18 protein-coding genes and 1 pseudogene are annotated in these 20,760 nt (G+C 59.8%); 10 read left to right on the top strand and 9 right to left on the bottom strand.

Features of this window, described 5'->3' with window-relative positions; translation table 11 throughout:
- Window positions 1-4: 4 nt before the first annotated feature.
- The 4 genes and pseudogenes from AC07ZE_RS11780 to AC07ZE_RS11765 all read right to left on the bottom strand — a co-directional run.
- On the bottom strand, window positions 5-1,450 hold the full coding sequence (locus tag AC07ZE_RS11780) for an aldehyde dehydrogenase family protein (RefSeq protein WP_207264680.1): 1,446 nt from the start codon (window positions 1,448-1,450) through the stop codon (window positions 5-7).
- A 12-nt stretch (window positions 1,451-1,462) separates the two neighbouring features.
- A complete protein-coding gene (locus tag AC07ZE_RS11775; RefSeq protein ID WP_207264678.1) occupies window positions 1,463-2,650 on the bottom strand; it encodes an aromatic ring-hydroxylating oxygenase subunit alpha in 1,188 nt (395 codons plus the stop codon).
- Window positions 2,651-2,935: 285 nt separating this feature from the next.
- Entirely contained in the window at window positions 2,936-3,856 is a 921-nt protein-coding gene (locus tag AC07ZE_RS11770; RefSeq protein WP_207264676.1) for a LysR substrate-binding domain-containing protein, read from the bottom strand.
- 613 nt (window positions 3,857-4,469) lie between these two features.
- Window positions 4,470-5,324 (bottom strand): annotated as a pseudogene (locus AC07ZE_RS11765) (cation:dicarboxylate symporter family transporter); the annotation flags it as partial.
- Between the two features lie 17 nt (window positions 5,325-5,341).
- On the opposite strand from AC07ZE_RS11765, the gene AC07ZE_RS11760 reads away from it, so the two are divergent.
- Together AC07ZE_RS11760 and AC07ZE_RS11755 are read left to right on the top strand one after the other, a co-directional pair.
- A complete protein-coding gene (locus AC07ZE_RS11760; protein WP_207264672.1) occupies window positions 5,342-5,689 on the top strand; it encodes an NAD(P)H-dependent oxidoreductase in 348 nt (115 codons plus the stop codon).
- Window positions 5,690-5,713: 24 nt separating this feature from the next.
- On the top strand, window positions 5,714-6,319 hold the full coding sequence (locus AC07ZE_RS11755) for an LOG family protein (RefSeq protein ID WP_207264664.1): 606 nt from the start codon (window positions 5,714-5,716) through the stop codon (window positions 6,317-6,319).
- Window positions 6,320-6,410: 91 nt separating this feature from the next.
- Here the strand turns inward: AC07ZE_RS11755 and AC07ZE_RS11750 are convergent, their stop codons facing one another.
- The 3 genes from AC07ZE_RS11750 to AC07ZE_RS11740 all read right to left on the bottom strand — a co-directional run bounded on the left by AC07ZE_RS11750 (window position 6,411) and on the right by AC07ZE_RS11740 (window position 8,812).
- Entirely contained in the window at window positions 6,411-7,067 is a 657-nt protein-coding gene (locus AC07ZE_RS11750) for a hypothetical protein (RefSeq protein WP_207267801.1), read from the bottom strand.
- 729 nt (window positions 7,068-7,796) lie between these two features.
- Window positions 7,797-8,213 (bottom strand): organic hydroperoxide resistance protein, encoded by a 417-nt coding sequence (locus tag AC07ZE_RS11745; RefSeq protein ID WP_207264662.1) that lies wholly within the window; start codon window positions 8,211-8,213, stop codon window positions 7,797-7,799.
- Between the two features lie 269 nt (window positions 8,214-8,482).
- A complete protein-coding gene (locus AC07ZE_RS11740; protein WP_207264660.1) occupies window positions 8,483-8,812 on the bottom strand; it encodes a hypothetical protein in 330 nt (109 codons plus the stop codon).
- Between the two features lie 185 nt (window positions 8,813-8,997).
- Here AC07ZE_RS11740 and potE point away from each other — a divergent pair, with 185 nt between their 5' ends.
- The 7 genes from potE (at window position 8,998) to AC07ZE_RS11705 (ending at window position 16,479) form a co-directional block, all read left to right on the top strand.
- Window positions 8,998-10,407: a putrescine-ornithine antiporter gene (potE, locus tag AC07ZE_RS11735; protein ID WP_207264658.1), complete on the top strand. Its 1,410-nt coding sequence runs from the start codon at window positions 8,998-9,000 to the stop codon at window positions 10,405-10,407.
- On the top strand, window positions 10,404-12,689 hold the full coding sequence (locus AC07ZE_RS11730) for an Orn/Lys/Arg family decarboxylase (protein ID WP_207264648.1): 2,286 nt from the start codon (window positions 10,404-10,406) through the stop codon (window positions 12,687-12,689). The genes potE and AC07ZE_RS11730 overlap by 4 nt, the downstream gene beginning before the upstream one ends.
- A gap of 128 nt (window positions 12,690-12,817) precedes the next feature.
- Entirely contained in the window at window positions 12,818-13,219 is a 402-nt protein-coding gene (locus AC07ZE_RS11725; protein WP_207264646.1) for a hypothetical protein, read from the top strand.
- A complete protein-coding gene (locus AC07ZE_RS11720; RefSeq protein WP_207264644.1) occupies window positions 13,219-13,758 on the top strand; it encodes a phosphohydrolase in 540 nt (179 codons plus the stop codon). Before AC07ZE_RS11725 ends, AC07ZE_RS11720 begins: the two co-directional genes overlap by 1 nt.
- Window positions 13,759-13,962: 204 nt before the next feature.
- Complete coding sequence (locus AC07ZE_RS11715; protein WP_207264642.1) at window positions 13,963-14,241, top strand: DUF3303 domain-containing protein; 279 nt, start codon at window positions 13,963-13,965, stop codon at window positions 14,239-14,241.
- Between the two features lie 250 nt (window positions 14,242-14,491).
- Window positions 14,492-15,760: an OmpP1/FadL family transporter gene (locus tag AC07ZE_RS11710; protein WP_207264640.1), complete on the top strand. Its 1,269-nt coding sequence runs from the start codon at window positions 14,492-14,494 to the stop codon at window positions 15,758-15,760.
- Between the two features lie 44 nt (window positions 15,761-15,804).
- A complete protein-coding gene (locus AC07ZE_RS11705; protein WP_207264633.1) occupies window positions 15,805-16,479 on the top strand; it encodes a DUF3313 domain-containing protein in 675 nt (224 codons plus the stop codon).
- Between the two features lie 146 nt (window positions 16,480-16,625).
- Here AC07ZE_RS11705 and ligD read toward each other — a convergent pair whose 3' ends face one another.
- Complete coding sequence (ligD, locus tag AC07ZE_RS11700) at window positions 16,626-19,262, bottom strand: DNA ligase D (protein ID WP_207264631.1); 2,637 nt, start codon at window positions 19,260-19,262, stop codon at window positions 16,626-16,628.
- A gap of 186 nt (window positions 19,263-19,448) precedes the next feature.
- Between ligD and AC07ZE_RS11695 the strand changes: the two genes are divergently transcribed.
- Window positions 19,449-19,889 carry a cupin domain-containing protein gene (locus tag AC07ZE_RS11695; protein ID WP_207264626.1) on the top strand — a complete coding sequence of 147 codons (441 nt, stop codon included), beginning with the start codon at window positions 19,449-19,451 and terminating at the stop codon, window positions 19,887-19,889.
- 71 nt (window positions 19,890-19,960) lie between these two features.
- Here the strand turns inward: AC07ZE_RS11695 and AC07ZE_RS11690 are convergent, their stop codons facing one another.
- Window positions 19,961-20,710, bottom strand: a complete 750-nt coding sequence (locus tag AC07ZE_RS11690) for a tellurite resistance TerB family protein (RefSeq protein ID WP_207264618.1) — start codon at window positions 20,708-20,710, stop codon at window positions 19,961-19,963.
- Between the last annotated feature and the right edge of the window lie 50 nt (window positions 20,711-20,760).

Below are 20,760 nucleotides of genomic sequence, written 5' to 3'. Positions count from 1 at the left end.
GTGCTCACTCCCCGGCGATCCGGATCGCCACGTTTTTGGTGCGCACGTAGCTGTACAAGGCTTCCTGGCCCTTTTCCCGACCGAAGCCCGACAAACCGACGCCACCAAACGGCGTTTCAATGCCACCGGCGTACCATTCGTTGACGAACACCTGGCCGGACTTCAAGCGACGGGTGCAGCGCATGGCGCGGCTGATGTCCTGGGTGAACACCCCGGCCACCAGGCCGAACTCGGTGCCGTTGGCGATGGCGATGGCCTCTTCTTCGGTGTCGAACGGCATGATCGCCAACACCGGCCCGAACACTTCCTCCTGGGCGATGCACATCTGTGGCGTGACATCGCGGAACACGGTCGGACGCATGAAGTGCCCGGCACGGTCGGCGAAGGCTTCGCCCCCGGTGACCGCGATGGCGCCGTCTTCCACGGCACGTCGGCACAAGGCTTCGATGCCCGCCAGTTGCCCGGCACTGACCACCGGTGTGAGGTCGGCGTTTTCAACGCCTTCACCGACACTGAGCCCTTCGGCCAGGGCGACGACCGCCTCGACCACGTCTTCATAAATCTCGCGCTGCACCAGCAGCCGCGACATTGCCGAACAGACCTGGCCGGCATTGAAGAAAATGCCCGACTTGACACTGGCCAGCAGTTGCTCGCGATCGGCGTCGGCGAAGGCAATCGCCGCCGACTTGCCACCCAACTCCATCACGCTGGGAATCGCATGCGCAGCGGCATCGCGCAAAATCGACTGGCCCGTCGGCACGGAACCGGTGAACACGATCTGATCGACGCCACGGTGGCTCACCAGATGCGAACCGACTTCACGACCACGGCCGCAAATCAGGTTGACCGCGCCCTGGGGCAAACCGGCATTGGCAATGGCGCGGATCAGCACGCACATGCCCAGCGGTGAAAGCTCAGGCGACTTGATCACCACCGCATTGCCCGCGGCCAGGGCCGGCGCCAGCGAGCGGGCACAGATCGACACCGGAAAGTTCCACGGCACGATCTGCGCCGACACACCCATCGGATCGTACAGCGTGAAATCCATGTAACCGTTGCCCAGCGGGATCGAGCTGCCTTCGATCTTGTCCGCCATGCCGGCGTAGTACTCGAAGTAGCGCGCCGCCTCGATGAACTCGTCCTTGGCATCGATCAGACGCTTGCCGTTTTCCTGGCAGAGCACCCAGGCGCCCTCATCCGCCACGGCACGAATTTCTTCGGCAATGCGCAGCAACCAGGTGACCCGCTGCGCCGGACGCACACGCGTCAATTCACCGCTGTCGGCGCAGCGTCGGGCCGCCTGCACGGCACGTTCGGCATCGGCCACGGTGGCCTGGGCGATGGTCGCCAGCGGCGCGGCGGAGCCTGGGTTGTTCACCGTCAGGCGCTGGACGCTGTCGCTCCATTGCCCGTCGATGTAGTTGAGCCAGTGAGAGGCTATCGGAAACATGGGATAACCTCCTCAGGCAGACGGCGTGGTGGCGAGCAATTGACGTGCGGCCCACTGGTGGAAGAAGTGCGTCGGGATGTCCATTTCCGGGGAGAACGCGCCGCCCTTGTAGCCTGGGGAATGCCGCCCCTTCTGCATGCCTTCGACGGAGCTGATGTCTTCGGCGAACACCACTTTCCAGGATTCCAGAATCGCATCGCGGCAGGCGCTGAACTCTTCGCTGCTCGCGGCTTCGTCGCCGACATAGAACAGGCGCAAGTGCTCGATGGTGCGTCCCGGCGAAACCGGTTCAAGCTGCATGGCGAAGGCATGGTCCGCCTGGATGCCGAGCAAGACGTTCGGGAAGAACGCGACGTATTCGGCATTGCGCAGGCGGTCCAGCGGCCAGCCCGGGAATTTCGGCAGATGCGTTCCGGCCACGTCCGACAGGTTGTAGGCGTAGCTGCCCTGGCCGGCGAAGTGTTCGTCGAAAATGATGTTGTAGTGATCTTCCAGACGCGAATACGAGTTCAGGCTCGGGTGTACCCACGGCAAGTGATAGGCCTCGCAGTAGTTCTCTACGGCCAGCTTCCAGTTGCAGTTGATGTCCAGCGTGGTGGCGTCGTGGCCCGGACGGCGACGCAGCAGGCTCATGCCGTCTTCCCCGAGAAACTGGGTCCAGCGTTTGGTCAATGGGGCGAGCATGTCTTCGAGCGGCTGCGCATCACCGGACAGGTTGATGAACACCATGTCCATCCAGATGGCGCTGCGAATGGCTTTCAAACCGTGTTTCTCACAGGCGAAACGCTCATCCTTGTGCTGATCGATGCCGCCGACGTGAGGCGTGCCGCGCAGGCCGCCGTTGAGGTCATAAGTCCAGGAGTGGTAAGGGCAGCGAATGACACCTTGCACCTCACCGGCCTCCTCCACCAGCTTCATGCCACGGTGGCTGCACACGTTATGGAACACCTGCACCAGGCCTTCGCGGTTGCGCATCAACAACAGCGGCAAGCCCATGAAGTCGATCGGCTTGACCGAACCGGCCTTGCCCAGATCACTGGCAAAACCAACGCAGGCCCAGGTCTTGCCCATGACCTGATCGCGCTCAAGTTCGAAGTAACGCTGCTCGGTGTAAAACTCGTTGCTCAGGCCGGTGGCTTCATGAATCGGATTGAGCACGGTTTCAAGGTGATGTACTGGAATTTGTTGGAGGGTGGTCATTATTGTTTTCCCCTGCTGGGCACGGTTTTGGAAGGGTCGGCAGGCTCACAGGCCTGGGTCCGCTGGCGGCCAGTGTCGGAAAACGGGGTGGGTGTCGACAAACGATATTTCGGGAGAGATTAATGACTTTTGATCATAAATACTCAGCCGTTGCCGAGCTGAAACAGCCCGCTCGGCATCAACAGTTGCCGAGGGATTCAGAGGGGGAATTTCAGTTGAACGGGCGCTGAAGAAAATTGTGGCGAGGGGATTCATCTCCTCGCCATAGCTCACTCATCGCGTGTCCTACTTTTTGTTATCGGGTACCGACGGAAGTTGATTCATCAGCCAACTGCGAAAACGTTTCACGCTTTGGCGCATACCGCCGCGGGACAGCGGTTCAAGCAGGCAAAACTGTGCATCAGTGCGCAACACGGCATCCAGCGGCCGCACCAGTGCGCCGCTTCGCAGGTAATCATCCACGAGGTTGGACCAGGCCAGTGCAATGCCCTGCCCATTGAGCGCCGACTGGATCACCATCGAATAACTGTTGATATTGATTCGGCGCTTGGGCTCGACGTTTTTCAGCCCCTGGCTTTGAAACCAGTCAGCCCAGCCAAGCCAGTCTCGTTGCGGATCGTCAAGGACCAACCAGGTGCAGGCCGCCAGGTCGGCAGGTGTACTCAAGGCAGGGTGTTTAGCCAGGTACGCGGGGCTACACACCGGATAGACCTCTTCGGAAAACAACGGCGTGACCTGCATTTCCCGCGGTGGCGTGCTGCAGTAGTACAAAGCCAGATCGCAATCCAGGCGCGAGAAATCCTTGACCTGATCATGGGCGATGATGCGCAGGTCGATTTCTTCGTTTTCACGTTGAAACTCGGTCACTTTGGGCAGTAACCAAAGGGAGGCCATCGCCGTGCTGGTGGCCACTGTCACTTGCTCGGCGCCCTGCCAATGACGAATCTCGCCGGTGGCCTGCGCCACTTGCAGCAAGGAGGCGCGAACCGTTTCGTAATATTGACTGGCTGCCGGACTGAGGTGAATCGTGCGAGTGGTGCGTTCAAACAAGACCTTGCCCAGATAGTCCTCAAGCAGGCGTACCTGACGGCTGATTGCGCCCTGGGTCACGTTCAATTCTTGCGCCGCCAACGTAAAGCTCAAATGGCGAGCCGCCGCTTCAAACGCGACCAGACTGTTGAGGGGGGGTAAGGGATGAATTTTCATGCAGGCACGGTCACGTCGTTATTTTGGTTTTATCGCGGGAGTTTAGCCCTTGGTGGTGGCGGTGGACAGCGGCGTTGATGGGTTGATGAAACTCTGTGGTGGGGATTGGGATTGGGGCATATCCATTATTTGGGTAACGGCTACTCAGGGTTCCGCCCTTACGGTGGGTCACTTTTGAAAGAGCCGGAATGCCGGCCCAGCCAAAAGTAACCAAAAGGCTCTTGCCCCACCACACGGTGCCTCGCCTAGGCTCGGCATGCCCTCACTCCGGCATTCCCCCTGTGGGAGCGCAAATAGGCCCGCAACCAGGTCGGCTGTCAGGCCGCCTCGAGTTTGCTTTGCTCTGCCTTTGATCTTGATCTGCCCCGTCGGAAGGCCGAGTGGAGGTTCTGCACAGTGGGCAACCCGGCATGGATGCCGGGTTAGCCGCGCTGGGCCAGGGATGCCCCAGCGCGGCGGGCCCACGGAGCAGAACCGGAGCGAGGCACCGTACGTCAGGGGATAAAGCGCTTGGTTACTTGGCGCCCGGCGGCGTTCCGTTTTTCCAAGTAACCCGCCGTAAGGGTGGAACCAATAGTGGCGACAACCGAAGAAATGGATATGTACTTGCGCTCTATGCCCGAGAAACGTTTTTCAAGTTAGACAACAAGGGATCCGCCACCACAGACGTCGGCACAAACACACTCTCACCCTGCACCACCTCCGACTTCTCCTCCACCACCTCCCCATTCAACGCTTTGTGCATCTTCACCGTATCCAGCGCCCCCACCCATTTGGCAATCGCCATGGTGCCGACACCATTGCCGATGGTATTGGTAATCGCCCGAGCCTCCGACATGAACCGATCAACACCCAGTAGCAACACCATGCCCGCCACCGGAATCGTACCAAGGGACGACAGCGTGGCCGCCAGAATGATGAAGCCGGAACCGGTGACGCCTGCCGAGCCCTTGGAGGTGAACATGAGCACCGCCAGCACAATCAACTGATCGGTCAGGGTCAGTGGCGTGTTGGTCGCCTGGGCAATGAAAATCGCCGCGATGGTGTAGTAGATCGCCTGGCCGTCCGGGTTGAAGGTCAAGCCGGAGGGAATGATCATCCCGGCAACGGGTTTGGAGACGCCGGCCTTTTCCATCTTGGAAATCATCTGCGGCAGCACCGATTCCGAAGAGCTGGTGCCCAGCACGGTGAACAGTTCTTCCTTGATGAACTTGAGGAATTTCCACAGGCTGAAACCGCTGTAGCGGCAGATCGGACCGAGCACAAAAATCACAAACACCGCGCAGGTCAGGTACACGCACGCCATCAGCTTGCCCAGGGAGAACAGCGAACCAAAACCGTACTTGCCGATGGTGAATGCAATGGCACCGAATGCGCCGATCGGGGCCAGGCGCATGACCATGTTGACGATGCGGAACATGCCCTGCATCAGGCTGTCCAGCGTGTCGACGAACGCTTTGCCGCGCGGTCGTGATTGCCACCCCCATGCACAACCTGATGGTGCCTTCGGCGTTGAAGGCCTGGCTCGACCATGTGATCCAGGCAGACCGAACCTTTCGCATCACCGCTGAAGGCAAGGTCGGTGCCCTGCGCGATCGGCCGGTGTTTATCGCTGTCGCCTCAGGCAGTACGTTCACCGGCGTCGACGCCCAGCAACCGGACTTCTTGCGGCCTTGGCTGACAACCGTACTGGCGAGCATCGGCTTGCGCGACCTGAGGTTTTTCACCGTGGAGGGGACCGGGCAAAAACCGGAAATCCTGAACGCCACCCGGGAAGAAACCGAGCGCGACGCCGCACGGTATTTCTCCCGTCTCGCGCCAGTACCGGCCTGAACTCGCCTCCATCAGGAAAAATCGATGACCAACACTTCTGCCCTGCGCAGCATTGCCGTGTTCTGCGGCTCCAACGACGGCTTCAATCCCGATTATGTCGAAGGCGCCCGCGCCCTGGGCCGGGAAATCGCCCGGCGCAACTTGCGCCTGGTGTATGGCGGCACCCGCAAGGGCTTGATGGGCGTCATCGCCGATAGCGTGCTCGCCGAAGGTGGCCAGGTCGTTGGCATCATCACCCGCCTGCTGTTCGAGCTCGGGCATGTGCACGAAGGGCTGGCCCGCTTTGAAGTGACACGGGACATGCGCAACCGCAAGGCGCGCATGAGCGAATGTGCCGATGCCTTCATTGTCTTGCCGGGCGGGCTGGGAACCTTTGAGGAGTTGTTTGAAGCGGCGACGCTGACGCAACTGGGTGAACACCGAAAAGCTGTTGCGTGCCTGAACATCGGTGGATTTTTCGATCCGCTGCGCAGCCTGCTCGATCACGCGGTGAAGGAAGGCTTCATGAAGGCCGAACACAGCGAAATGCTGATGTTCAACACCGACCCCTTGGCCCTGATCGATGCGCTTGAACGGTGGCGGGCACCGACCGTCACCAAATGGATCGGACCGGCGCCCGTCACCGATTGATGTGCAGCTTTCAGGTCCTGGCGACGCGGCTCCCGAAATCTGTCGCCAGGACCTTTTTTACATCAACGCCCACGAGGCAGGCACTTGTGTATTACCCGGCCGGGTGCGCGCCTGCATTTGCCCACTGCGGGGCAATGAACGTGTTATGGCGCTTGGCTCGCTGCGTCAGTGCCAGCATCGTCAGAAAACCCAGCAGGATCAAAAGCGGATAGGCCATCAACAGTTCGGAGAGAGAATACTTCCAGGCCAGCGGACGCCCGACACCCAGCAAAGCGGCATACATCCAGGACACCGCCGACAGCGAGCCACAAAACAACGCCAGCATCCGCGCACTGAACCCCAGGTGGAGCAAGGAGCCTGCCTTTTGCAGCGCCGGCAATACCAGGCGGTGCAGCACAATACCGTTGTAAGTCAGCAGCAGGACAATAATTACCTTGGCGTGAAGCTTGGGATTCATGAAGTACTCCATGCCTTTGCCCAGGTAATCGATGCCGATGATGGCGGCGCCTGTCACCCATAGACCGATCAATGCCAGGACGACAGACCGCTGAAGACTCTCCATGTGGGCGTGATCATGCTCAGTGAACGCCTTGCGTTTCAACATATCCCTGACCATCGCAATGTCACTGGTCAGCACTAAGCCAATCGCCACGCAACAGGCGAGCAAATGGGCGTAAAGGACACCCAGCCGCAAAAACTCCATGAATTCTTTATGTTCGATCAGGCTCACAATTGTATTTATCGCCACGGTTATTTTTCTCCACCTTATTCGACAGTACATATTGGCCAATCAACAGGGAACTTGATTAAAACAACCCTGAACGACCTTACCCATACAAACAAAACAACAGCTTTATCAACAAAACCCTATTGCTCAAGTTAAGGAATTGATGACAACTTAGTTGAAACCTCTCATTTTTTTGGTAAAAAAATCCCCAACTGCATTCACTGCATTTGAGGTTCTGTTTTCCACTTCTTTTTTCGATTTCCAGAGCAGGCCATGGGGTGACATGCTGCAGAATCTGAGGGCCGCAGCCCAGGAATGTTCATTTTTCGATCAAACGACCGACAAGCGGTCGCAGGCTGTCGGGACCGCGACAAGGGTAGTAACCATCATTTTTCCCGTCAACGCCCATTCTAACTGAGTTGCTTAAGTTACATGACAAACGACATTATTAATTGGATCCGTTAGTGGGTACGAGAGCAAAAACGGAGAGCGATGGAGAGCAACTGTCATGCACGCTCCCCCAGCATTAGAACAGTCATACTATTTATCGAGACCCCTGGACTCGCAGATGAGCTCAATTCAAAAGAAATACATGCATATCAGCCATGACAAACCAACTTCGCACGCCAAGATGTGACGAGACAGTTTAAATCTCAACAGCGGCACGTTATTTATCTGCTAGCGATCGACGTGTTCAGATCCCGGCGACAGTATTCCCCAATGTTGTCGCCAGGACCTTTTTATTTCAGCTCAGACGAGCTTAACCGCGACGTTGATATTGTTGCGCGTGGCTTTGGAGTACGGGCAATACTTGTGCCCGGTGTCGACGAGTTTCTGCGCGGTTTCGCGATCCAGTCCCGGCAAGCTGACATTTAACCGGGCTTGCAGCAGATAACCGCCTTCATTGGTGCCCAGGTCAACTTCGGTGTCGACCGCCACATCCTTGGGCAGCGCCACCTTCAATTCCTTGGCCGCAACACCCATTGCGCCGATAAAGCAGGCAGACCAACCGGCGGCGAACAGTTGCTCCGGGTTGGTACCCCCGCCGTTGGTGCCCGGCGACGACAGCTTCACATCGAGAATGCCGTCAGAGCTTTTCGATGCGCCGTCCCGACCGCCAGTGGTGTGGGTTTTGGCGGTGTACAGTACTTTGTCGAGCTGGTTCATGGTGATCTCCCGATTGAAATGAGGTTGTGCTTTCAGGTGAATCAGAAATTCGGTCTTCCGGGCTGATGCCGGTCATTCAATATAGACGTCGCTGCTCAACCTGGAGCCCGATCCGACAAAGATCACCGCGTGGAGATCACCCCGTGCGAGATTCCATGGTCGAAGGGAAGCTCTCAACGGGTTTTCGACTGGTATTCGCGCGGCCCTTTAAATAGGGCGAAACCATCAGTGGCCATGACCGCAGGAATGGATATGTCTCACCTCCAAACCTACTTACGCGCCAACTTATACCTCACACAATCCTCGTAGAAACTCTCCCGAACCGCCGCCGGCTTGATCCTCGTCGGGCTGTCGTAAGTTTGCTCGGTAATCCCCATCGCCATCATCCGCATCCACGATTTGGAAAACTTGTAAGACTGAATTTTCTGCCGTGCCGCATACAAGGAAACCCCGGATAACTTGAGTTCTTGTGCTCTTGCCGCCGTCCCCGCCCCCCAACTGCACATATAACGATCATTGGGCTTCAGTTCTTTGGCCTGGGCAGCCGCTGTAAACCCCGCAACGCCAACCGAGATCAGCGCGATCCATATATTGCGCATTCACTTCCCACCCTAACCGACTGAAATTTCGGCGATTCTGGCGACAAGCAAGCCACTTGGGGGCCAGCATAATGCCTTACTGTAAAACCCCTGATCCGGTTCAGCAGGCGAAACTCATTTTCTTGCGACATTTCAATCCTTGGCTATAGCTATGAGTCTTTTCTACAACTATTCGAGGCAACGGAATGTCGGTCGCAAAAAAAATGAGCGTAGGGCAACTGACCATGTTGACCGCCGTTAACATGTTGGGCTCAGGCATCGTGCTGCTGCCGTCGAAACTTGCGGAAGTCGGCGCCATTTCCATTCTTTCCTGGCTGGTGACAGCCACCGGATCTCTCGCACTGGCCTATGCCTTTGCCCGTTGCGGAATGCTCAGTCACAAAACAGGTGGCATGGGTGGTTATGCGGAGTACACCTTCGGCAAGGCTGGCAACTACCTGACCAACTACACCTATGGCCTTTCGCTGTTGATTGCCAACGTGGCGATCAGCATCACGGCGGTCGGCTACACTCAGGAGCTGTTCCATATCGAGCTGGATTCCCTGCAGGTGGGTCTGGCGACTATCGCGCTGCTGTGGATCACCACATTTGCCAACTTTGGCGGTGCGCGCATTACCGGGCGGATCGGGTCCGTCACGGTGTGGGGAGTGATTGCGCCGGTGGTGTTGGTGTCCACCGTCGGCTGGTTCTGGTTCGACAGTAGTGTCTATGCCGCCGGCTGGAATCCCCACGACAAGAGCTGGTTCGAAGCCGCGGGCGCCTCGGTGGCGATCACCCTGTGGGCGTTCCTTGGCCTGGAATCGGCCTGCGCCAACACCGACGCGGTGGAAAATCCCGAAAAGAATGTGCCGATCGCCGTCCTCGGCGGCACCCTCGGCGCGGCGGTGATCTACATCGTTTCCACCAACGTCATTGCCGGCATCGTCGACAACCCCGAACTCGCCGCCTCCACCGCACCGTTCGGGCTGGTTTTCGCCAAGATGTTCACCCCGCTGGTGGGTGACATCGTGATGGGCCTGATGGTGCTGGCGTGTATCGGTTCGCTGTTGGGTTGGCAGTTCACCATCGCCCAGGTCTACAAAAGCTCGGCAGATACCGGCTACTTCCTGTCGATTTTTGCCAAGGTCAACAAGTCCGGCACACCGATCATCGGCATGTTGGTGCTGCTGGCCGCGCAAACGGCGTTGAGCCTGCTGACCATCAGCCCGGATCTGAGCAAGCAGTTCGACACCCTGGTCAACCTCGCGGTGGTCACCAATCTGGTGCCGTACATCCTGTCGATGGCCGCCCTGATGACCCTGCAAAAAGTGTCGAACGTGCCCGCCGGCAAAGCGCTGGTCACCAACATCGTGGCCTGGGTCGCGGCAGCCTACAGCTACCTGGCGCTCTACAGCTCCGGGGAGCAGGCGCTGATGCTGGGCGGCGTGGCAACTATCTTCGGCTACACGATTTTCGGCTTCGTCAACAACCGTCTGATCCGGCTCGAAGCCATCAATAACAGCGTGCCGACGCAAACTGTCAGCGCGCAGCACATCACTGGCGAACCGGTGCCGGTCCACCGCTTGAAAAAAGCAACGCTGGGGATTCAACCATGACGGAACATGCACACACCCTCGGCATGCTCGCGCTGCTGATCAGCAACCCGGCAGACATTCGCACGGGCTTCGGGCGGGCGCTGAATCAGTTGGTCAATGATGTGGAGGAACGCGCGATCCGGGTACTGACCTCGGACAGCTTGAGTGACGCCACGTCGATCCTGCGCTCGGACCCGGCCATCCAGTGCGTGTTGCTCAGTTGGGAAATGGATAACAGCGAAGGCCATGACGAATGCATCAAACTGCTGACCAGCCTGCGCGAACGCAATACCCGCGTACCGGTGTTTCTGATCAGCAACCGCAGTACCGCGTCCGATATTCCGCTGCGGGTCATGCAGAACGCTGATGACTTCATGTCGCTGCCCGAAGACACCAGCCGTTTCCTCAGCGGGCGCATTCTGGCGGCCATCGAGCGCTATCGCCAAGCCGCGTTGCCACCGATGTTCGGCGCGCTGCTGAAGTTTTCCAACACCTATGAATACTCGTGGCACACCCCTGGCCATGCCGGCGGCACGGCGTTTTTGAAGAGCACCGCCGGGCGTGCATTCTATGAATTCTTCGGCGAAAACCTGCTGCGTTCCGACCTGTCGATTTCCGTCGGCGAACTCGGTTCGCTGCTCGATCACAGTGGCCCTATCGGCCAGGGTGAGCGTTACGCCGCCAAGGTCTTCGGTGCCCATCGCACCTATTACGTGACCAACGGTTCCTCGACCTCCAACCGCGTCATCCTGATGGCCAGCGTTACGCGCAATCAGATCGCCCTGTGCGACCGCAATTGCCACAAATCCGCCGAACATGCGATGACCCTGTCCGGCGCCATCCCGACCTACCTGGTGCCGACCCGCAACCGCTACGGCATCATCGGCCCGATCCTGCCGCAAACCCTGAGCGCCGAAGGTGTGAAAGCGGCTATCGCCAACAACCCGCTGGTCAAGTCCGGCATCGACCCGACGCCCGTACACGCGATCGTCACCAACTCCACCTACGACGGTTTGACCTACAACGTCACCCGCGTCGAACAGCTGTTGGGCCAGAGCGTCGACCGCCTGCATTTCGATGAAGCCTGGTACGGTTATGCGCGGTTCAACCCGCTGTATCGCGAGCGCTTCGCCATGCATGGCAGCCCGGACGATCACGATGACTCCAGGCCCACCGTGTTTGCCACGCAATCGACCCACAAGCTGCTGGCGGCCTTGTCCCAAGCCTCGATGATTCATGTGCGCAACGGCCGCAATTCAATCAACCACGCACGTTTCAACGAGTCGTTCATGATGCATGCCTCGACTTCGCCGAACTACGCGATCATGGCCTCCTGCGACGTCAGTGCCGCGATGATGGAAGCGCCCGGCGGGCAGATCCTGACCAGCGAATCCATCGAAGAGGCCATCGCCTTCCGTCAGGTCATCTCACGCATGCACAACGAGATGGCAAGCCGTAACGACTGGTTCTTCACTTGCTGGCAACCGCGGTCGGTGAGGGTCGGCAACACGACGGTACCGTTCCATGAAGTTGAACCGGCGCTGCTGAAAACCGAACCCGATTGCTGGGTGCTGCGCCCGAACGAGGTGTGGCACGGTTTCGGCGACATCGAGAACGGCTACTGCATGCTGGACCCGATCAAGGTCTCGGTGCTCACCCCTGGCATGGGCGACGACGGCAACCTGCTCGCCTCGGGTATCCCGGCCTGTGTGCTCACGGCATACCTCGGGCGCCAGGGCATCGTCGTCGAGAAAACCACTGACTTCACCCTCCTGTTCCTGTTCTCCATCGGCATCACCAAAGGCAAATGGGGCACGCTGGTCAATGCCTTGCTCGACTTCAAACGCGACTATGACGACAACGTTGAACTGGAGTTGAGCCTGCCGGACCTGCTGGCCGGCAACCAGCCGCGTTACGCCGGCATGGGCCTCAAGGACCTGGCCGACGACATCTTTGCCGCCATGAAGAAACACAAGACCACCGCCAACATGGCCCAGGCCTTCGGCACATTGCCCAAGGCCGAATTCAGCCCGGTGCAAGCCTACGAGAAACTGGTGCGCAACGACATCGAACGGGTCACCCTGGAAGAAGCCGCCGGACGCATCGCCGCCACCGGCATCGTGCCGTACCCACCGGGCATTCCGTTGCTGATGCCGGGCGAGAACGCCGGGGCCGCGGATGGACCGGTGCTGGCCTATCTCAAGGCGCTGGAAGCTTTCGACAAATCCTTCCCCGGCTTCACCCATGACACCCATGGGATCGAAGTCGAGGCCGGGGTTTATCGGATGCTGGTCTTGAAATAGCGGGTTCACGCCCGCCCCCAGTGGGAGTGAGCCTGCTCGCTCCCACTGGGATCTTCTTCCACTTTGGATCTCCATCAGTCCAAAACCCTATGGGCAAACTCGATCTCTGCGCTCTATGATTGAACCCCATGACCATCTCTGCTCCGATCCGCCAACCCTGCCCGCCCGGTGCCTGCGATTGCGGGCGTGACCCGTTGCTGGAAACACCGGGGGCCGACGTGCGCATCCTGTTTTTGACCCGCACGGAAGAAAAACGCCTGATCGAGCGCCTGGAAAACCTTTCGAGCTTCCAGGACCTGGAACACCTGCAACGGCGGATGTTCGAGCAACTGGGCATCCGTGTCGACATCGTCCCCAGTTTCAACGAAGTGCGAACCATGCGCGGCATCGGCATCTACGTCGGCGATCTGCCGGGACTGTGCCGCAAAACCCGCGCTTCAATTCCGGCCGCGATCCGCCGCGCCATGGAAAAGCGTCCGGAAATCGCCTACGACGTGCTCAACGCCAACGACCTGTTGCGGGATGCGTGATGAACCCCATTCTCGAATTCCCCATCACCGACGAGATACTCACCTCGTTCGCGCTGGCGATCGGCCCTGACTTGCCGGGTTATCGCAATCACATTTATCGGGTGTTGAATTTCTATTGCGCGCTCAGCGGGACTGAAGGCCCGCCCGGTGACGCGGTGCAGATCGCCGCGGCGTTCCACGACCTGGGTATCTGGACCGACGACACCCTCGACTACCTGCCTCCGTCAGTAGGCCTGGCCATGCATTACCTCGAAAACCGGCATCGCACGGAGCTGGGCAGCGAAGTGAGCGCCTTGATCCTGGAACACCACAAGGTGCGCGCCTATCGGTCCTCCCACACGGCAACCGTCGAGCCTTTCAGGCAAGCCGACCTGATCGATGTGTCCCTGGGACTGGTGCGTTTCGGACTTCCCCGGGCGCTTATCAAAACCCTGCAATCGACGTTTCCCGATCATGGTTTCCACGCCATGTTGATCAGGTTGTCCGCCCGTCAATTCATCCGTTCCCCGCTGCGTCCACTGCCCATGTTTCGCTGGTGAAACAGACCGCTTTTTCCAACCTCAAAAATCTCCTGGAACAGGATCAGCGGTCGTACGCGCGGCGCGGCGCACTGCTATGCCTTCAGATGGGAGATTTCGCTGCACACCAGCCAGGACGGAACTGGAAACCGAGTGCAAACCTGGCCCCGGCGCCAGCCAGGTGCGCCAAGGAATCAGGTGCCGATGCGCAACAGGAGGTGGCCGATGTTATTCATAGTCAATTGGACGCTGAGTTCGGAAAATCGCAACCGTGCGATCGAGCGTTTCCTCAAGACCGGTGGCACGCCCCCCGCAGGCGTCAAGCTGATCGGGCGCTGGTACGCCGTCGGTGGCGCGGCGGGTTTTGGCGTGGCCGAGGCCAGTGACCCGGCATTGATCCAGAAGTGGGTCCTGGACTGGAGCGACCTCATGAAAATGGAAGTCCACGTCGCGTTGACCGACGAGCAGATGGCGCCGCTGCTGGCAGGCGTTATCGGAAAATAAATGCCATTGAGACGGCGAGCGCTGCTCGCCGTCTCATCGTTCGTATTCGAAAGTCGCCAACCGGCGCCGGAACGGTCGTTGCCCCGGACCTGAACGATCGGTTTTCTACCGCGAAATCTCTATAAATCTGGTGAAACAGACGGCGAGGATGCGCGGTTCACTGGCTTTTTAACGATTAGAACCTACGCTCTTTTCGCGGGGACAACACTTTTTCGGAGCCGTCGAAAGACGGTTACCGGGTACTGACTACATGCAGCTAAAAGCATCTGCTCTACCCGTCGTCGCGCTTCTTGCGCTGAGCTGTCAGCACGCCTGGGCTGGCGGCATCATGCTTTACGAAATCGGCACCGATAACGCCGGCCTGGCCAACGCCGGTGCCGCAGCGCGCGCCCAGGGCCCGTCCACCATTGCCAGCAATCCGGCCGGTATGAGTTACCTGCCAGGTACGCAGATCACCGGTGGCTTGCAGGTACTCTACGGCAACCTCAAATTCGATCGCGACGATGACACCAACGTCGGGGGTAGCGGCAGTGGCAATGCCCTCGATCCGATGCCTGGCGGCAGTTTTTTCATCAGCCATGAACTGGATGATCACTGGAGCGTGGGCTTCGGCCAATACGGCGATTTCGGCCTGGCGGTCAACTACGACAATGAATGGTCCGGGCGGTACTTCGCGCAGAATTCCAGCCTGCTCGGACTGTCGTTGGTGCCGAGCGTGGCTTACCGCTTCAACGAGCAATGGTCGGTAGGCGTCGGCGTCAAGGCCATGTACGGCATGCTGCAAGCCCAGACCGCCATTGACCGTTCACCGTTCGGCTTCACCGACCGCAGTGACGGTCAGTTCAAATACAAGGATAAGGATTGGGGCTTCGGCGCGAATGTGGGGGTGATCTATGCCCCGCAGCCTGGCACCCGTATTGGCCTGGCTTACACCAGCAAGCTCGATCTGGAGTTCGAGGACGGTCTCGACGTCAAGGGCGACGGCCCGTTGTTACGACGCCTGGACGGCACCCAGACCCAACTCGACATGACAGTCCCGCAAACCGTCACCTTGAGCCTGTTCCAGCAACTGGACCGGCAGTGGGCCTTGCTCGCCTCGGTCAACTGGCAAGACTGGTCAGAGTTCGGCGAGATCGCCGTCCAGGTCGACACCTCGGCCAACAATGCCCGCTCGACCACCGTCGACGCCAACTACAAAGACACCTGGCACCTGTCGCTCGGCGCGCAATTTCAGGCCACCCCGCAATTGTTGTGGAACTTCGGCGTGGCTTACGACAGCAGCGCCGTGTCGGACGGCGACCGCACATTCACCGTGCCCATGGCCGAATCCTGGCGGCTGGCGACAGGGGCCACCTATGCACTGAACAAGTACACTGACGTCAACGTCAGTTGGGCCATGGTCTGGCTCGGCGACATGCCGGTGGACCAGACCAAGTCTGCATCGGGCACTCGAACTTCCGGTCAGTTCGACAATGCCTGGATTCAAGCCGTGACCGGGAACATGACCTGGCGTTTCTGATTGCCCGCTAACGAAATCGACCGATCCAAGGAGCACACCGCATCATGAACCTGACCCGAAATTTGCTCGTCGGCGCTGCACTGGCCGGACTGCTGCTCGGTGGTTGTACTTCGAAAGTCACCGAACGGGAGCAGTACTCCGGCTTCCTGTCCAACTACAACAACCTGCAAGAAGTCACGACCCCCAGCGGCGGAACCGCGATGCGCTGGGTGAGCCCGTCGTGGAACCCCGATGCCTATAACACCGTGGCGTTCAACCGGCTGGAACTCTATCCGGCGCCCAAGCCCGATGAACGGGTCAACCGACAGACACTCACCGACATTCAGAACTACATGACCAGCAAGGCCAAGGCCACGCTGGGGCAGAAATACCGGGTGGTCTCCAGCCCAAGCGCCGCGCCGGCCGGTTCAAAAACCTTGATCATGCGTGCCGCCATTACCGGCGTCAGCGCCTCGAACGAAGGCATGAAATGGTATGAAGTGGTGCCTATCGCCGCCGTGGTCGGGGCGACACAAGCAGCCACCGGTCACCGGGACCAGGACACCGAGCTGTTCATCGAAGCCGAGTTCATCGACTCGAAAAACAACCAGACCGTGGCCAAGGTCGTGCGCAAGGTATTCGGCAAGCAACTCTCGAACGAAAGCCAGAAAATCACCGCCCAGGACTTCAAGGCGGCGATCGACAAGCTGGGGACTGACTTCCAGGCGTTCATCAAGTAACGGGATAGGTTTTCTGCTTTTCTGTGGGAGCGAGCTCGCTCGCGATGGCCGTGAACGATAACGCGTGAAACCGGATGCCCAGCGGCGCCCTCCGGTTTTTCGCGAGCGAGCGAGCTCCTGCAAGGATTGCGAATTGCCAAAGACCGTTATTTTTTCATCCCGACCCGCCGCCGCATCTCGGCGGTGATCGTCTGCCGGGTTTTCTTCATGTCCGCCCAGGGCCCGTCGCCCACTTCCGCCAGGCGCTCGTGCACGTTGTGCACGTTCCACTGGTTGCCGCCCTTGAGTTCGCCCACTTCTTCACGAAAAATCGGCACCGACACCGGCAATCCCTCCCGGGTGCGCACGGCGTAGGCACAGATGGTGGTGGCACCCAACCCGTTGCGCAGGTAATCGATGAAGATCCGCCCTACCCGATTCTTCGGCCCCGACACCGCGGAAAACCGCTCCGGCAGCATCTTCGCCATGTGGCTGACAATCCCGTGGCTGAAATCCTTGACCTCATCCCAGCCGAGTTTGCGGGTCAGCGGCACCACCAAGTGAATGCCCTTGCCGCCGCTGGTCTTGAGAAACGCCTTGAGCCCCAGTTCATCGAGCACCGACAAGGTCAATTGGGTGGCCTCGATCATGCGCTTCCACGGCAGCGCCGGGTCCGGGTCAAGATCGAGGATGAAGCGGTCGGGTTTGTCGAGGTTGTCCGAGGTCGCGTTCCAGGTGTGCAATTCCACGGTGCTCATCTGCACCGCACCGATCAGGGCTTCGGCATTGTTGATGACCATCATCGGCTGGCCCGTGAGCGCCTGGTCCAGGGTGGTGATGCCGGGGATGGCCAGACGCTCGGCGTTTTTCTGGAAAAACAGCTCGCCGGCAATGCCATCCGGTGCACGCACCAATGCCACCGGACGATCCTTGAGCTGCGGCAGAATCCACTCGGCGACACTGGCGTAATATTCGGCCAGTTGCACTTTGGTGGTGCCGCTGCTGGCGTCGATGACCCGGTCCGGGTGAGTGATGCGCACCTTGCCCTCGGCCAGGCCGAGTTGCGACGGAGCAGGTTCGGCTTTCTTTTGCGCGGCGGCCACTTTTTTTGCAGGGGCAGGCTTCGCCGGGGCAGTTTTTTTTGCAGGGACAGGCTTCGCAGAAGTCGCTTTCACGGCGGTCGGACGCTCCTCGGTAATGTCTTTGGCAGGTTTATCGTCGCGCAGGCCATGGAACACCGCATGACGCACCGAGCCCTCCTTGGTCATTTCGGCAAAGGCCACTTCCGCCAGCAGGCTGGGCCTGAGCCAATGCACGCCTCTGAATTCAGCACCGTCGGGTGGATTGACCACCGCCGGTTTCTTCGTCTGTAACGGTTTGAGTTGCTCATGGATGCTGCCCAGGGTGGCTTCGGTGAAGCCGGTGCCGACCTTGCCAGCGTAACGCAACTGGCCGCTGTCACGGTCATGCAAGCCCAGCAGTAACGCCCCGAAGGCACTGCGCGAGCCCTTGGGGTCGGTGAAGCCGACGATGACGAATTCCTGCCGATGCTTGCACTTGAGCTTGATCCAGTCGCTGCTGCGCCGGGACACATAAGGCGAACCCAGGCGCTTGCCGATCAAACCTTCCATGCGCATCTGGCAGGCACTGTTGAGCAAGGCCTGCGGGTCTTCGCCAAAGCTCTCGGAGAAGCGCAGCAACGGATCCTGACTGGCTCTGAGCACCGTCGCCAGCGCCGTCCGGCGCTCTTCGACCGGCACCTCGCGCAGGTCCACGCCATTGAGGTACGGCAGGTCAAACAGGTAGTAAAGGATGTTGCCGCTACGACCGGCGTCAAAGGCATTTTGCAGTGCCTGGAAGTCCGGCACGCCCTGCTCGTCCGCCACCACCATTTCGCCGTCGAACCAGGCCGACTCCAGCCCCAGCCCCGCCAGTGCCTTGGCTTGGCCGGGCAGTTTGTGGGTCCAGTCGTGGCCGTTGCGGGTGAAGAGTCTGACCTCGTCATGATCGATGCGCGCCATGATCCGGTAGCCGTCGAACTTGACCTCATAACTCCACTGGCCACCCGGGGCCTTTTCCACCAGCGTCGCCAGTTCCGGCTTGATCTGATCCGGCAGTTTGGCCTTGTGTGCACCCGTGAGGGGTGCAGATGTTTGCTTGCGCGCCGGGGTGGCCGGCTTTTTGACGGCCTTGGGTTGGGTGGACTTTCTTGATTTTCCGGCCTTCGGCGCCTTGGCCACGATGGTGCGGTCACTGAGCACGCTGTTCGGCTCGGCGGCGACCACGTCGTAGTCCTCTTCGGGTCGGGCGGCGCCGTCCTGATGCTTGATCAGGAACCATTGCTCCTGCTTGCCCGGCATGTGCGTGCGCACCAGATTCCACAGGCCGGCGAGTTTTTCGCCTTGCAACTCGAACTTGAGCCGGCCCTTGGCATAAGCCTTGGCCGGGTCGTCCTGGGGAATCCACACGCCACGGTCCCAGACAATTACGTCGCCGGCGCCGTAATGTCCTTCGGGAATGCTGCCTTCGAACGTGGCGTAGTCCATCGGATGGTCTTCGACATGCACCGCCAGGCGCTTGACCTTGGGGTCCAGCGACGGCCCCTTGGGCACCGCCCAACTCTTGAGCGCGCCATCGAGTTCCAGACGAAAGTCATAATGCAGGTGCGAAGCGTCGTGCTTCTGGATGCAGAATTGCAAGGCATGATCCTTGGCGTTTTTCCTGCCTGTGCGTTTGACGGCCGCCGGCTCTGACGTCGCCGAAAAATCGCGCATGCGGTTGTAATCGTCCAGGTCCTTGTTCATGGCTCTCACCTTGCTGATCGCTGCAGGACACGTCATCAGCGCGTCTCTCCTCAGCAGAGCGAGCCGTGTGCGGAAAAATTCCATCGACGGTGAAAATGCCCGGACAGACGGCTCCGCGGCACAGCTTCCAGCGGGCATTCATGGGCTTACAATCAGCGGGTGCCGCTTCATCCCCGGAGAGCAATCATGCGCACGACTCACGTCATCGAAGTCCCCCCGGAACCCTATAACGTCGTCGGCGAGGCGATCACGGTCCTGGCCGGCGGGGATCTGAGCAAACCCTTTGAAATGCATATTCAGGAAGGCGTGCAAGGTGGCGGCCCACCACCGCACTTTCATCCGTGGGACGAAGCGTTTTACGTGGTGGACGGCCAGGTTCAAGTCACGGTCGAGGGCAAATCCACCACGGTCTCAGCCGGTGGCTATGTGCATATCCCTGCCGGGGCGATCCATGCCTACAAGAACATCAGCACCACCGCGAAGATGATCGGCGTGGTCTCCGATCCGCGTGGCGGGCAGTTTTTTGCGGCGATGGACCGGTTCAAGGTGCCTGAGGATCTGCCGAGGATATTCGAGGTCGCCGAGCGCTATGGCGTTACCTTCCTGGTACCGAAACCAGCAGGTTGACCGCGTTGTGAGAGCGAGCCTGCTCGCGAAGGCGTCCTGTCAGCCGACCTGAATCCGGCGGGCTCACACCCTCAAACAACCCCACCCCTCGCCTGCTGCTCCAGATGTACCTGCAAATCCGGATCAATCTGCAACGCCGCCGCCAAGTGATCCAGATAGTTGCGCTCGGCATCCTGCTGATCGTCCACCAGCATCACGCTGGCCAGGTACATCTCGGCGGCCATGCCGGGGTCGGTGGCCGATTGTGCCACCTCGGCAGGGTCCAGCGGTTTGGCGACTTCATCGTCAAGCCACTGCTGCAATTGCGGATCGTCGGTATGACGACCGATTTCGGTGCTGATCATCTGCTTTTCGGCCGGGTCGATCCGGCCATCGGCCTTGGCGGCCGCAATCAGTGCCCGCAGGATCGCATGGCTGTGCTCCTCGACTTCCGGGCCGGCCAACAGATCCACCGTGCGCAGCGCCTGTTGCGGCGCCTGTTGCTGCTGCGTGGCCTGGCTGCGCTGCCAGGCCTGATACGCCTGGAACGCCATCATCCCCAGCGAAGCCAGCGCGGCATAGTTGGTGCCACCGCCGGAACGGCCCTGAGGGGAGCCGCCCATCGGCGAGCCACCGCCCAGCAGGCCACCGAGCAGTCCGCCCAACCCGCCCATTCCACCCGCGCCAGCGCCGGAACCACCGCCACCGCCGCCACCCAGCAGGCCGCCGAGCAATCCGCCCAGGTCACCCAAACCGCCTTGAGCAGATGCCCCACCCCCCTGTCGCGGCATCGCGCCCTGGCCGCCGCGCAGTAATTGTTCGAGCAGATCGCTGGTGTTCATGACGACGTCCTCATCGAAGGGAGTGATCCAGTCAGACAACAATAGTCCTC

It is taken from the genome of Pseudomonas sp. GW101-3H06, assembly GCF_059424605.1.
The sequence above is the reverse complement of the archived record's forward strand: the minus strand, read 5'-3'. Positions and strand labels throughout refer to the sequence as shown.